The organism is Streptomyces sp. NPDC058464 (assembly GCF_042721035.1).
GTDB lineage: Bacteria > Actinomycetota > Actinomycetes > Streptomycetales > Streptomycetaceae > Streptomyces.
Genome location: NZ_JBHXMA010000008.1, coordinates 172,827 through 186,286 on the forward strand (window position 1 = coordinate 172,827; position 13,460 = coordinate 186,286).

13 protein-coding genes and 1 pseudogene are annotated in these 13,460 nt (G+C 67.4%); 10 read left to right on the forward strand and 4 right to left on the reverse strand.

Features of this window, described 5'->3' with window-relative positions; genetic code table 11:
* Window positions 1-34 precede the first annotated feature (34 nt).
* The 3 genes from ACFWPQ_RS13785 to ACFWPQ_RS13795 form a co-directional block, all read right to left on the reverse strand.
* Window positions 35-1,441 (reverse strand): hypothetical protein, encoded by a 1,407-nt coding sequence (locus ACFWPQ_RS13785; protein WP_384032935.1) that lies wholly within the window; start codon window positions 1,439-1,441, stop codon window positions 35-37.
* Complete coding sequence (locus ACFWPQ_RS13790) at window positions 1,438-1,740, reverse strand: hypothetical protein (RefSeq protein WP_384032937.1); 303 nt, start codon at window positions 1,738-1,740, stop codon at window positions 1,438-1,440. Before ACFWPQ_RS13790 ends, ACFWPQ_RS13785 begins: the two co-directional genes overlap by 4 nt.
* A gap of 275 nt (window positions 1,741-2,015) precedes the next feature.
* Window positions 2,016-2,888 (reverse strand): hypothetical protein, encoded by an 873-nt coding sequence (locus ACFWPQ_RS13795; RefSeq protein ID WP_384032940.1) that lies wholly within the window; start codon window positions 2,886-2,888, stop codon window positions 2,016-2,018.
* A 338-nt stretch (window positions 2,889-3,226) separates the two neighbouring features.
* Here ACFWPQ_RS13795 and ACFWPQ_RS13800 point away from each other — a divergent pair, with 338 nt between their 5' ends.
* From ACFWPQ_RS13800 to ACFWPQ_RS13845, 10 genes are all read left to right on the forward strand, one after another.
* Window positions 3,227-3,901, forward strand: coding sequence for a hypothetical protein (locus ACFWPQ_RS13800; protein ID WP_384032943.1), 675 nt, complete (start codon window positions 3,227-3,229; stop codon window positions 3,899-3,901).
* Window positions 3,847-4,932, forward strand: a complete 1,086-nt coding sequence (locus ACFWPQ_RS13805) for a hypothetical protein (RefSeq protein ID WP_384032946.1) — start codon at window positions 3,847-3,849, stop codon at window positions 4,930-4,932. The genes ACFWPQ_RS13800 and ACFWPQ_RS13805 overlap by 55 nt, the downstream gene beginning before the upstream one ends.
* 235 nt (window positions 4,933-5,167) lie before the next feature.
* Window positions 5,168-5,374 carry a hypothetical protein gene (locus tag ACFWPQ_RS13810; RefSeq protein WP_384032949.1) on the forward strand — a complete coding sequence of 69 codons (207 nt, stop codon included), beginning with the start codon at window positions 5,168-5,170 and terminating at the stop codon, window positions 5,372-5,374.
* Between the two features lie 161 nt (window positions 5,375-5,535).
* Window positions 5,536-6,207, forward strand: coding sequence for a hypothetical protein (locus ACFWPQ_RS13815; protein WP_384032952.1), 672 nt, complete (start codon window positions 5,536-5,538; stop codon window positions 6,205-6,207).
* 41 nt (window positions 6,208-6,248) lie between these two features.
* Complete coding sequence (locus tag ACFWPQ_RS13820) at window positions 6,249-7,238, forward strand: hypothetical protein (protein ID WP_384032955.1); 990 nt, start codon at window positions 6,249-6,251, stop codon at window positions 7,236-7,238.
* Window positions 7,239-7,299: 61 nt separating this feature from the next.
* A complete protein-coding gene (locus ACFWPQ_RS13825; protein WP_384032958.1) occupies window positions 7,300-7,602 on the forward strand; it encodes a hypothetical protein in 303 nt (100 codons plus the stop codon).
* 58 nt (window positions 7,603-7,660) lie between these two features.
* Window positions 7,661-8,803 (forward strand): enoyl-CoA hydratase/isomerase family protein, encoded by a 1,143-nt coding sequence (locus ACFWPQ_RS13830; RefSeq protein ID WP_384032960.1) that lies wholly within the window; start codon window positions 7,661-7,663, stop codon window positions 8,801-8,803.
* 9 nt (window positions 8,804-8,812) lie between these two features.
* On the forward strand, window positions 8,813-9,481 hold the full coding sequence (locus ACFWPQ_RS13835; protein WP_384032963.1) for a hypothetical protein: 669 nt from the start codon (window positions 8,813-8,815) through the stop codon (window positions 9,479-9,481).
* Window positions 9,482-9,517: 36 nt separating this feature from the next.
* The gene (locus tag ACFWPQ_RS13840; protein ID WP_384032966.1) at window positions 9,518-10,408 is read left to right on the forward strand and encodes a hypothetical protein; all 891 of its coding nucleotides are present in this window, start codon (window positions 9,518-9,520) and stop codon (window positions 10,406-10,408) included.
* A 204-nt stretch (window positions 10,409-10,612) separates the two neighbouring features.
* Window positions 10,613-12,610 carry a protein kinase gene (locus ACFWPQ_RS13845; RefSeq protein WP_384032968.1) on the forward strand — a complete coding sequence of 666 codons (1,998 nt, stop codon included), beginning with the start codon at window positions 10,613-10,615 and terminating at the stop codon, window positions 12,608-12,610.
* Window positions 12,611-13,008: 398 nt separating this feature from the next.
* Here ACFWPQ_RS13845 and ACFWPQ_RS13850 read toward each other — a convergent pair.
* Window positions 13,009-13,460, reverse strand: a pseudogene (locus ACFWPQ_RS13850) (hypothetical protein); the annotation flags it as partial.

Genomic DNA, 13,460 nt, shown 5'->3' on the forward strand with positions numbered 1-13,460 from the left:
TTTCCGCTCTGGATTCCCGACAGCCGACCCCGGGTCAGCCGCTGGTGCTCCAGTGCCAGTTGTAGAACGGTGTTCCGCCGGCCCCGATGCCCGGGATCTCCTTCACTCCCTGGAGGACGTTCGGCCCGGTGACCCACGGCTCGTCGGAGTGCGTGTGCGCCAGGTTCGACCAGCCGGCCAGGAGCGGCAGCACCTGGCTGCCGTAGTACAAGGCCTTGGCCTGACCCGCCATGGTCTTGAACGAGGAGTCCGCGATCTCCGACAGCTCGGGCGCCGATTCCGCGAAGGCCTTGGCCGCCCGGTGCACTTCGGGGGCATCGCGGATGTCGGTCGCGAACGCCTTGAGGTTCAATGACTCCTTGACCACCGAGCGCATCCGCGGCAGGAGTGTCGTGGGCCCTTCGGACAGCGCCTTGCCGATCTCTCCGGGCTTGACCCCGTTGAGTGTCTCGGCGAGTTCACGGGCCGCCGTCGGGTTCAGCCCGACCTCCCGGGCCAGCTGGAGGTCCTTGACCGCGGAGGCGCCCCGGGCGGCCATGGCCGCCTCCTTGGCCGTCGTCCCCAGGATCCGCCCGGCGCCGAAGGACAGCACGCCGACGGCGTCGATGGCGACGTCCAGCCAGGTGCCCTTGCCGTCCAACGCCGAGACTGTGTCGCAGACCAGGGCGACGACCGAGGCGATGAGCGCCAGCGCCGCGAGCACCTCGCCGAGAACCGGCACCCAGCTCAGCACGAGCGCCAGCACGCCCAGAACAGCCGCGGCCACCCCCGCCCAGTGCCCGATGTCGGCGACCCAGTCCTTCCAGTTGTCCCACCAGTGGTGCTTGGGATCCTTCAGCCCGTCGTGCTCGACGGCGTCCCGGATCGCCTTGGCGGCGTACCCGGCCTGGGTGTCCCGGTAGTCGAGCGCGGCCCGAAGCTCCCGCTTCGCGGCGTCGAGCTCCCCGTCCGAGGCCTCTTTCTGCCGTTTCAGCTTCTGCTTGTCCGGGTGGTTGTCGTCCGCGGACGGATGCTGATCGATCTGCTTCTGGTAGTTACTGCTGTCGGCATCGGCCGCCGCGGCCTTCTTCAGGGCGGAACGGACGCGATTCTGCGCATGGTTGAGAGCAGTGGCCCAGTTCTCCCGGACGGTGTCGGCGATGGGCTCGTACGGCACGGAGGAACCGAGCGCCGCCCCCGCCGCCGCGTACCGCTGACGCGACTGGCTGAGCAGCTTGACGGTGTCGCCGGTCTTCGTGGCGAACGCCTTCCCGGCGTCCGAGTCCCACCCGTTCCCGTCGACGAGGTTGTTCAGCTTGCCGGCCTGCTCCTCGATCAGCTTGGCGGTGTCGGAGATCCGCTTCCCGAGCCGGGCGACCTCGTACGGGTCCCCCGGCGTGAACTCCCTGTCGTCGTACCGGGCCGTCTGCCAGTCGACCCCGGAGAAGCCGTGATCGCTCACTTCTCCCCCGGCTGTGCCTTGACCAGCGCGTCGGCAAGATGCTGATCGACCCCGTCGTAGGCCTTCGCCGCCTCACCCGCGGTCTTCCCGAGAAACTCCAGCCCGTCACAGAGCTCTTTGCGCTTCTTCTTCCAGTCGTCCGCGAAGTCACCAAGCGCGTCGGCCACATCCCCGGACCCGATCTCGGAGCCGTACGAGTCGACGAGATCCTTCGCATGTTCGAAGGTGGACTTCAACTTCGCGACAGACCTGCTGATCTCCCGCAGCTCGCTCGTGGACACCTTGACGTGATCCGCCACCACTACCCCCGTGAACACCTGCCTGCTCGGCCGCCCCGCGAGACGCAGAGGACCAGGGTCACTGTGTGTCGAGGGTTTTGGGGGCTACAACCAACGGAGCGCAAAGGGAACCCAAAGGAGAGGGCCGCCACCGAGCGGACCGCACCGCCCCCACCCGGCATCCACGCGACCTCCACAACCGAACCGGTCGGACACCACACCACGCACGTGCACACGCCATTTGCCGAGACGTTCGCCGTGGCGAAACCACGCACCCTGGGCTGAGGGCTCCGGGGTCAGTCGAGCGGTACTTCCTCCACCACCTTCTCGGCGAAGCGCCATGACCCTCGGTTGCCGGACGCCTCCGCACGAAGGCCCAGTTCCCACGCGATCCGGGCCGCGCGCTGCCGGGACACGTCGGGGTACTGCTCAGCTGGCACCTTGATGTAGCCCCGGCGGTCGGCGGGATACGTACGCAGGGCCTCGCGGAGCCGCTCCTCCTGCTCCTCCTGCTCCTCCGGTGTGGCACCCGAGTCACGGACCCCGACGAGGCTCCGCTCCGCGCCGTGCGCCTCGCCGCCACGGCTCCTCCGCCGGGCCGCATCGGACCCCTGCCACGCCGTCCACCCCACGGCGCCGAGGGCGGCGAGGGCGAAGGCCAGTGATCCCAGTTCGTCACCTGTCGCATCCGCCTGCCCCGGGGTCTTCGGCCGGAGCTCGCCGCGGGGATCCTCGATGACCGTCACCTTCTGGCCGACGTCGTACAGATCGGTCGGCGTTCTCATGGCGGGCCCCGGCACCTTCGTACCGTCCTGCCCCTCCAGCGTGTAGTCGTAGTCACGCGCCTTGCGACCCTCGGCCGCATCACGCCACTTCTTCACCACGGCGGCCGTGACCCGCTCGCCGCGCCGCTGCAGCGTGAGATCGTCACGCGCCATGTCCGCCACGTACACGGACATGACCGAAGTGGCCACGACGAACAACATCGTGTACGTACTCGACGTCCTCGCCCCCAGCTTCCTGACGAGCACGACGAGGACCACGGCGTGGACGATCCACAGAGGCACGAGCAGCACGGGGCCGAAGTCGCCCGCCAGGACGAACAGGCCCGCGATGGCCGCGAGCACGTAGGCCCCGATGACGACCGCGAGCACGACGGGATGCCGCACACGCCTCCCGCGAGCCTCGTCGAACCCAGTGTCGCCACCGTTCATGTCTGCCTCTCCGTTCCTTCGGCCCCCGGATCCCGATCGCCTGGCCGGCGCTCGCCCTGCGGCTCGTCCGTCGAAAGCGACCTCATGATGCCGCTGAACATGTCGAGGTACGTCGCTCAGTGGACTGGTGGGTGTCCTGCCCACGAGGACACGGTCCGGGTACACAGGTGGGTGGTTGGCGCATCTTTAGCCGGGTTTTCCCTCATGCCTCACAGGTTCGCGCTGGCGAAACCGCGAACCCCGCCGATAGCGTCTGTCTCCTCGACGACCTTCATTCTCACGGGGAGACCACAGTGAAGCGCCGCACATTGCCCGTTGCCGCCGCGCTGGCCGCGACCGCAACCCTGCTACTGACGGCCTGTGGTGGCGGGGACGACAATTCCAAGAGCAACGAAAAGATCGCGGGTGCCGACTCCGACGGCACCAAGACCTCGGCGTCGCCGAGCGCATCGGACGCCGCCGCGGACATCGACCGTCCGGCGATCACGTTCCCCTCGGGCTTCGAGATGGCGTTCGACATCACCAAGCCGTCCGATGCCAAAGAGGCAGCGGCTCTGGGTGACGCAGAGAACTTCGTGCGGGCCATCAACTACGGCATCATCCGGCAGGACCCGGAGGACGCGGCGTACAAGTTCTACTCCACGGCCGGTGACACCGCCCAGGCCTACGCCAAGAAGCAGATCAAGCAGTACGTCGACGGCGGCTGGACCGTCACCGGGGTCCAGCGTTACTCGCAGGGCAAGGTCGACCTGGCCGCCGACGGCAAGCGCGCGTCCGTCTCCTTCTGTGACGACGACTCGAAGTTCTACGGCAAGGAAGTCAAGTCCAAGAAGATCCTCAAGACCAGTCCCAGCAACAAGGACTACTACTACTTCGAGATCGTCATGACGGCGTCCCAGGAGGTCAAGGGCCTGTGGACCGCGGAGGGCATCGAAGTGCAGACGGAGGCCACGCAGTGCAAGGCATGAAGCGTCACACGATCGGTGTCGCCGGGCTGACCGCTGCCTTGCTTCTCGCCCCGGCGCACAGCGCCTTCGCCGGCGGCCCCGTCGACAAGGGCACGACCGACACCAAGAAGGACACCGGTCTCAACAACGACACCCTGTACGCGGCGGTCTCCTACGACACCTCGAAGAACGGCTCCGGCTCGTCCGTGGGGCACGTCTCAGCCACAGGAACCTCCTGGACGCCTCCGGCCTGCTGGCTTGCACCCAGGTGGACGGCAAAGCAGTTCGCCAAGGAGACGGAGTCCGAGTACAAGGACGTCACGACCGACCCCAACCAGCCCAACTACGCGAAGAACGCCACATCCCAGTTCCGGGACGTGTACAAGGACGGCGAGTACAAGAACTACAACCTCGACCAGCAGGACGACGGCATGTGGTGGGGGGCGGTCGAGAATCCGAACGCGCCCGTCCTCGAGAGAACGGCCTGCAATTCGACACTGCCGTTCTGGGTTGAGAACGGCGAAACACCCAAGGTCAAGAACGCCATCTCCCCAGAGATCCTGGCGGGGCTCGCCTATGAACAGATCAAGGTTCCGGGCACCGAGGTGACGCTTGCTCCGAGCGGCACCACCAAGGTCAACCTGGCAACCTGGGCATGGCTGGACAAGGGAGACTTCAAACCTGTCTCCGTCACGGCGTCGATCACCGCGCCTGGCCTGAACCTGCAGGCCACCACCGTGGCCAAGCCCGTCTCGCTGAAGCTTCAGCCCGGAACCGAAGACGCCGAGACCTATCCCGCCTCCGGCGAGTGCGCGATCAACGACGACGATTCGATCGGTGAGCCGTACGAGACGGGGAAGGCCGGCGAGACGCCGCCCTGCGGCATCAAGTACCTGCGGTCGTCGGCCGGCGGCACGTACAAACTCCAGGCCACGGTCACCTGGGAGATCACCTGGACCGGAACCGGAGGCACCAGCGGTGACCTGCCTGACGGGACCTTCGGCAACGACCAGGACGTCAGGGTTCAGGAAGCCCAAGCAGTGAATCGCTGAAAGGAATCGTCCGCGTACATGGGCAGGATGAGCCTGGCCGCGAACGTACAACGCCGCCTCACCAGGCGGCCGGCGGCGGCCGGCGGCGGCCACCTCAGGCCCTCGCTCATCAGGCCGCTGGGTGCGCTCGGCATGGTCATTGCAGGGGAGGCCAAGGAAGGCAAAGCTGCCGTCCGCGCCCAACGCCTCGACCAGGTCTTCGACGGCGACTGGAACAGGTCGGCCGGTCAAGCGCGTGTCCGTAGGACAGGAGAGGCGGCTTCGGGTCGGCGCCGGCATTCCGGCCACCGAGGCCGCCGTGGAAAATCCCCTCGGCGGGCTGCACACGAGCGACCTGCTGCGCATCCGGTTCCGGGACGGCTCCTGGCTCACGGTCGTCACCGAGGCGATGCGCAGCGAGGTGCACACGCACCTGATGAGGCAGACCGGGCCTGAGGGCTGAGCTCGCGTCTGCGGGGCACGATCAGGAAACGGACCGGCCACGCAATATCCGGTTCACACCATATTGCCCACGTCACCAAGGGAGTTCGCGCTGGCGAATCGACAACCCCACGGATAGCGTTGGTGCCCTTGCCACACATCTGTCTCACGGGGGAGTCCACAGTGAAGCGCCGCACCTTGCCCGTTGCCGCCGCGCTCACCGCGACCGCAGCTCTGCTGCTGACGGCGTGCGGAGGCGGGGACGACAGCTCCAAGGGCAACAACGACAAGATCGCGGGGGCCGACGGAACGGGAGGATCCACCTCTCCATCACCGTCCGCCTCGGCCTCCACCTCGACCGAGAAGAACGCGCCGAGTTTCGACTTCCCGTCGGACATCACGGTGGCTGTCGACCGGGAGTCGACAGGAGATGCCACCAAGGACGCAGTTCTGCGGGACCTTGCGTACGCGGCCGAGGCCCGGCTCGAGGCTTTCGCCAAGGGGAACGGGCAGACCGCCAACCTGAATCGCTACTTTGCGGGATACGCCCGTACCTACTGGATCGACAGGGTTGCGGAGCTCAAGAAGCAGGGGCTGACGGTTACGGGGCACTATCGGTTCTTCGATTTCGAGGTCACCGACGTCGCCAACAGCAAGACAGCGGCGGTGCGTTACTGCGAGGACCAGAGCAAGGCATACGGCAAGGTCATCAAGACTCAAAAGGTGCAGGTCACCAAACCGAGTGACAAGGATTTCATCCTCAACACGCTTCAGGTCGCAAAGGACTCGGCAGGCGACTGGCAGGTCACGCGGCAGAGTTGGAAGAAGGGTGACGCCTCGTGCGTGCGGGGGTAGGTGCTCAAGCCGCTCGCCCCGTTTTTCGGACGGTGGCGGCCGTGAGCCTGGCCATCGCGCTTGGAACGGGCACTCCGGCGTATGCGGGTGACCCCTCCTACGGCGGCGGTGACGAGGGCGATGTCCAGCCGACGCCGCCCAGCTCCGGCACCGACTCAGGTGGCAGCTCCGGAACCGGAGCCATCGGCGCCCATATTCAGATCAGTCAGAGCAAGACCGGCGGCTCAGGCAGCTCCACTTCGAAGGCCACGTCCTCGAACGCGAACTGGAAGCCCCCCGTCTGCTGGTACGAGCCGATGTACACACCGGACGAGTACGAGGACTTCATCAAGTCCTCCTACAAGGGTGCCCAGGAACCGGCTGCGAGCTACGCCAAGGAGCGCGCCGACGAGGACTACCACAAGGGCGACAAGGGCCTGTGGTGGCAGGTGCAGTTCCGGAACGACGACTACACCGACGCCTGTCCCGTGACCCCGGCCAGCTGGGAGATCTGGGTCCCGCCCGCCCAGCCGAAGGCGGACCCCAACCAGCTGACCCCGGAGATCCTCTCCGAACTCGCCTACAACTCGACGAAGTTGCCGACGCCGCCCGTGGTGCTGAACCCGAGCCCGGACCGGCTCAAGGTGAACCTCGGTACGCGGGTGAAGTTCGAGGGGAACTTCGACCGGGTCTGGACGACCGCCAGCATCAACTACAAGGGCGTCCAGATGGCCGCGACGACCGTCGCAACCCCCATGGCCCTCAAGGTCGAGGCCGGCACCGCCGACGCCGACCCGCAGTCGTGCACGTACGACCTGGTGAAGGGCGACGACGGCTACACGGTCGACAGCAAGGACTCCGGCTGCAACGTCACTTACCTCCGTTCGTCAGGTACCGGCACCTACCCCTTCAAGGCGTCGATCACCTGGAAGGTGACCTGGACGGACTCTGCCGACCCCGACGGACCCGCACGGCAGCCGGGCCTGCCCGACGGCCTGTCGACGTACGAGCAGAACGTGACCGTGAAAGAGATCCAAGCGGTCAACCGCTGACGAGACGCGAGCGGCCCGCCGAGCTCCGGCCCCGGGCCGCTCCAGGAGACCGGAATCCGACATGAGTGACCTGCGCCTCGAAGACACGATCTTCCAGGACCTGAAGAAGACCTTCTCGTCCATCAGCGACCGCATGGAGACGACGCGCCGCACGCTCCGCAGCGCGGACGCCTCGGCCGTCGGCGAGAAGCAACTCATCGAAGAAGTACAGGACTTCGCCGACGACTGGAGCTACGGCATCAAGCAGCTCGGCAAGCACACCCAGGGCGCCGTGAAGATGATCAACAAGATCGGCGAGAGCTTCGGCAAGCTCGACCTGGACCTGGCCGAGTCCCTCAAGGCTCCGCAGCAGAAGGGCAAGTGACGTGGCTGGGCAGCGGCCTGCCTTCCCCCACATAGGCTGGGACCCCACGCCGGGGAACGTGGAGGACACCCGGGACCTCGCCAAGCAGCTCGGCAAGCTGGCCGGCGAGCTGGGTACGGCGCTCGGAGAGCTGGAGCGCATCGAGACCGGTGCCTGGAAGGGCAAGACCGCGATCGCATTCAGCGAGTACGTCGGTCAAGACGTCACCCCGCTCATCCGCAAGAGCCACGACTCCTTCGACAAGGCATCGCGTGCCCTGCACCGCTGGGCCGACGACCTCCAGGACTTCCAGGACCGCGCGGACCGTCTGGAGAAGAGCGCCGGGGAAAAGCTCGACGCCAAGGCGAAGGCCCAGGCCAAGGCCGGCAGCGACGGCAGCACGGACCTGGGCAAGGCGTCCAGCGCGGTGGACGGCGTGATCCAGAAGGTCCACGAGCTGGAAGAGGACTACCGGGCGGCCGCCCGCCAGGTCGGCAAGGAACTGGACAAGGCCGGCGACATCGCCCCCGACGAGCCCGGCTTCTGGGACAAGCTGGGCAACGGTATCGAGAACGCCTGGGATGCCACCGGGGACTGGATCAAGGATCATGCCGACGTCTTCAAGGCGATCGGCGACCTCCTCAGCCTGGCGAGCGGCGTGCTGGGACTCCTCGCCATCATCACCGCTCCCTTCGAGCCCCTGGGCGCCATCTTCGCCGTCGCAGCGATGATCACGAGCGGCGCAGCACTGCTGACTCATCTGGTCGCCAAAGCAGCGGGCGCGGACGTCAGTTGGACCGAGATCGGATTCGACGCACTCGGTGTCCTGCCTGGTGTCAAAGGCCTCACGGGGAGCGCCGAACTCGCGAAGGGCGCCAGCGCGGTCGCACGCGCCGCAGAACTCGGCGAGGGCTACCGTGGCGTGACCAGCGTCGGGAAGGCATTCGTTCTCTTCGGCCCCATCAAAGCCGTGCCCATGGTGAAACTGGGTGAAGGCGGCAGCCGGCTGACCTTGGCGGTCGAGAACGGTTTGCAGAACATTCGCAAGGGACAGTGGCTCGGTACCCAGGGCATCAACATGGTCTCGAATTTGAAATTCATCAAGGGCGCCGATGCAATCGCGCCCATGGGCAGGGCAGGTCGTATCATCGACGGCTCGATCAAGGGCGCTCTCGACGCCTACAAGGTGCATACCATAGCAAAGAATGACTTTGGGGGCTGAGTGCCGTTCATGGACACCCTCGAAACACTCCAGGACCTGACCATCGAGGGCGCTGTACTGCCCCCAATGGCCTTCAGGCTGCCCCACGGTATGCATGCGATCGAGGTTTCACTCGATGCCGATGAGCGGACGCAGGCGGCACACCGACTCGTCCGCGAGATCTATCCAAACGGCGAAGTACCCCTGTGGGAAACCATGGGCTCGCTGTACAGCGCCATGGCCGACCAGATGCTCGCGAGCGGAGTCGGTTTCTTCGGTATCGGACTCTACGGACTGGAGGACGACGGAGGCGTCGCACACTGTTCGCTCACCATCGCGGTCTTCGAGTCGGGCGAGACGGATCAGGAAGTCGTCGCACAGGGAATCCAGTCGCTGTTGCTACGGGACCCATTGCGCGAGGTGACCTGGCTGGACCTCCCGTGCGGGCCGGCGGTCTGCGGAGTCACCTTCCAGAGGCTTGTCGTGGACGGCGGATACACAAAGTCCGGTCAGGACGAGGAACTCGTCATGGGGCAGATCCAGGTACACGTCCCCTTCGCAACCGGCCCGTACACCGCTGTGTTTACCCTGGACACGGCTTCCGTGGAACAGTGGGAGGAGTTCGCGCACGCCGTAGCGGGAATCGTCGGCTCGGTGGAATTCCCTCCCTCGACGGATCCTGCTGGTCTCCCCGACTGACCGAATCGTTTGCCCCCGTGGAGAGATGACGTACTGATGGACTGGTACCCCGAAGCCGACGAGGATCTGCTGATCAGGACCGCGGCCAAATTCGCCAGCGGCATCTCACCCGCAGTCGCCGGATCCCGCTGGTTCCGAGATCCCGATCGCAATGACATCCAGCAGGAGTTGCAGGACTGGCCTGTGGGTCCGAGCTACGCCTTGCGCCCGACCGGGGACCGCGTCGCGCGTCGCACCGGCCGCGCCTTCGCCGTCGGGATTCCGCTGATCGCCAACCTCATCGCGAACATCGGCGGGGCCGCCGGGTCACCCTTCGGCGATGTTCCCGTGCGCGGAAGGCCGGAGGAACCGGAGAACGAGGTCGAGGACTTTCCCGTCATGTGGGCCGCGCCCGGCACTCTGGCGCGGACCGTGCCATGGCAACTCGATCCAGCACGCCGCCCCAAGGGCTACGCCACCGACCTCGCCCTCACCACTCGGCGCCTGCTCTTTCTCGGCACCCGGACCGGCACACTGGACAAGGCCGACGTGCTCGCGGAGTTCCCTCGCGATTCTCTCGCCGAAGCCAGGCGTATGACATACAGCGAGGCCGAAGCAGACGTGCGGCTGAGCTTCGTGGACCAGTCCTGGATCCGACTGTTCACCGGTAATCCCGACAGCGCCGAGCGCCTGTGCCAGCTGATTTCCGGTGCCGTCCACACCGTCGTCGAAAGCGAGTTGTCCCCGGGCCAGCGTGCCCGGCTGACGCGATTCCTCGGCGAACTCCCCAGCCGATCACAGCCACCGGTCATCACTCGGCTCCGGAGCGGGATCGTCATGGTGGAGGTGAGTGTGCCTTCGAAGGCAGCCAAGGACGTTCATGAGACCCACTCGATCCTCATGGGTCCCTCCGGAGAGGCGGCAGCGCCGAAGCCGGGCGATCTGTAGCAACGGACGCCGACGAAGGCGGGACGGCAACGGCATTGGTCGCGCACACTCCATCGTGTGGATTCATACCGCCGGTGACTGCGCCGGGCACCGCGGGATCACCCCCCTGACCACGAGGGCAGGAACGGGGGCAACTCGTCTTTAATGAAGGGTTGTTGCGCTACTCTCGCGGTCTCATGCGGCACGCGAGACACCTGGATTCCCATGCCTGACCACTACCGCAGCAGGTCCGACGTGATGGCCTACGCGGCGGCCGGTATGGAACCTCCCTCTCCGGTCCCGTTGCGGAAGAACGATCCCCCGCGGGTCGGCCCGTACGTCCTGACCTCGGTGCTGGGCAGCGGCGGGATGGGCCGGGTCTATCTGGGCCGGAACGCCGGTGGAGGTGCGGGACAGGCCGCCGTCAAGGTGGTGCGGCCCGAGTACGCGGAGGATCCGCTCTTCCGTAAGCGCTTCGAACGTGAGGTCAGCGCACTGGGCCGGGTCCAAGGAGCGCACACCGCACGGCTGTTGGGCAGCGGCACCGACGGGGAACTGCTGTGGGTGGCGACCGAGTACATACCGGGGCCCACTCTCGCCGAGGCCGTCGACGCGCGCGGGCCGATGGACGTGGAGGCCGCCTGGCGGCTGGTGGCGGACCTGGCGCGGGCGGTCGAGGCGGTGTGGCGGCAGGGCATCGTCCATCGTGACCTCAAGCCGTCCAATGTGATCCTGGCGGCCGACGGGGCCAGGGTCATCGACTTCGGGGTCGTTCAGGCCTCCGACGGCACCTCGATCACCGCCACCGGCCAGAACGTGGGCACGCCCGCCTTCATGTCCCCGGAACAGGTCCGGGGACAGGAGGTGACGGCCGCGTCCGATGTCTTCTCGCTGGCGTCCACCCTGGCGTACGCCGTCTCGGGGACACCGCCGTTCGGTGAGGGCACGGGGGTCGACGTCCTGCACCGGGTCGCCTTCGACCCGCCTCGGGAGGAGGTCCTCGACAAGGTGACGGCCGCGGATCCGCAACTGGGCGCGTTCGTGCGCGCCTGTCTGGCCAAGGATCCCGAGTCCCGGCCCGCACCGGACGAGGTGTTCCGGACCGCCATCGGGCACCAGCTCTCGGCACCGGTCCCCGCACCGCCCCGACCGGCTCGGGCGGCACGGAGGGCGAGACCGGCGGCTGACGCGTTCGCCGCCGTGCCGTCGCCGTCGCCGTCGCCGCCCCTCGCACTCGCCGGCCCGGCCACCTCGCCCGACACGCCCACGATCCGTCGCAAGCGCTCGAAGACGCTGGTGGGAGCGGTGGCGGCGGCAGCCGTCCTGGTCGCCGGTGGTGTCACCTTGGCGCTGCTGTCGGCGCGCGACAACCCCGCGTCGGCCGGTTCCGTACCTCCGTCCACCCTCTCCGTGACCGGCGATCCGGTTTCGACGCCCGGCACCCCGCCCGCGTCACACTCCGGGTCGGGCTCCCCTTCCGCGACAACCTCGACGAGCGGGGAGCCGACCGCCACCGGCGCGACGAAGGCGTCTCCGCAGCACATCTCGGTCTCGGACCTGCGGTCCGCACCCTGCGCCGACGAGATCACCGCCGGAGCCTCGGCCGCATGCGTCACGCTCCTGCAGAGCCTGCTCAACGCCCACGGCCTGTACGTCCCGGTCAACGGGGACTTCGACGCCGCGACCCTCGCTGCCGTCAGGGCCTTCCAGACCGAGACGGGAACCGACGTCGACGGCAAGGCCGGCCCGGAGACCAAGAGGCTCCTTTACAGCCCGCGCGGTCCGGTGCGGTCAGGCGCGGTCACCGTGACCGAGACCGTCAACGGCACCCCGACCCCCAGATGCCTCGGTGCCGGTGCGGACAGCGCGGACGTCCGGGTCTGGGAGTGCGCGGACGTCGCCAAGCAGAAGTGGGCGCTGTACGCCGTTCCCGGGCGGGACGGGCAGTACATCGTCGTCAACCGGGGCAGCCGCCTCTGCCTGGACGCCGACACCGCCGGCTCCGGCCAGAACGGCCACGGAGTCCACGGCAGGGTCTGCAACGGGCTGCCCGCGCAAAGGTGGAGGCTCGGCGACTCGGGCTCGAACGAGGGCCAGGCCCTGGTCAGTCCTCCCGACGGCTTCTGTCTGGACGCGGACGCCGCCACGTCCGGCCAGGACGGCCAGCGGATCCAGGCATGGAGCTGCGCCGGCAACAGCAACCAGGCGTGGACCTGGTCCTGACACCGGCACGCTCGGCCTCGCCGGATCTTCGGTGCCGTGCACCTCGGCAGATCCGCCGTGCGCCCGGCCGAGGTGCAGGGCACAGCCATGGCTACTGAGATTCCACGCGTGATGTCGCAGACGGAGTGTGCCTGAACTGGGCGGGGTGGGCGCCCGTCGTGGCCCGCGGCATCACAACTGTCGGCGACCACGAGGCCCGGTAAGCGGGGCGGGGGGGCCTGAGGACCCCCCGCCTCCTCTCCGCGCGGCACGAATCGCCGAATGGCGGCGTCGGACGAGGGTACAGCGGTGCGCCAGAAGACGGCGGTGTCACGGCGCGGGTGTCCTCCGGACGGGGCACTGCCGGTATCGACCGGAGGGACGACGAAGTGCGCAGCCCAGAACGTTGACGTCGAGGCTTACTGCCACGCGCCAGGGATGTTGGGGTACATCTCCGCGAGTGTCTTGGTGGCGTTGGTGGCCCAGTCGGAGTGGTGCACCTGGTTGCCCCTGATGAAGCCGTAGCTCCCCGACGGGTGGGCATAAGCGGCGTCGATCCCGCCGGCCACGAAGCTCTCCGGAATGCTGGGGTACATGTCCCTGAGCGCCTTGACCTGGCCCTTGTCCCAGTCGCTGTGGTGCACCTGCCCGCCCTTGATCAGGCCGTAATCCCCATCCGGGTGGGCGTAGGCGGCGTCCACGCCGTTGCGGAACGAGTCCGGGATGTTGGGGTACATCTCCGCGAGTGTCTTGGTGACGCCGGTACCCCAGTCAGTGTGGTGCACCTGGTTGCCCCTGATGAAGCCGTAGCTCCCCGACGGGTGGGCATAAGCGGCGTCGATCCCGCCGGCCACGAAGCTCTCCGGAATGC

Coding starts and splice junctions, on each gene's coding strand:
- ACFWPQ_RS13825 (WP_384032958.1), top strand. CDS start 7,300: ATGAGTGACCTGCGCCTCGAAGACACGATCTTCCAGGACCTGAAGAAG.
- ACFWPQ_RS13835 (WP_384032963.1), top strand. CDS start 8,813: ATGGACACCCTCGAAACACTCCAGGACCTGACCATCGAGGGCGCTGTA.
- ACFWPQ_RS13840 (WP_384032966.1), top strand. CDS start 9,518: ATGGACTGGTACCCCGAAGCCGACGAGGATCTGCTGATCAGGACCGCG.
- ACFWPQ_RS13845 (WP_384032968.1), top strand. CDS start 10,613: ATGCCTGACCACTACCGCAGCAGGTCCGACGTGATGGCCTACGCGGCG.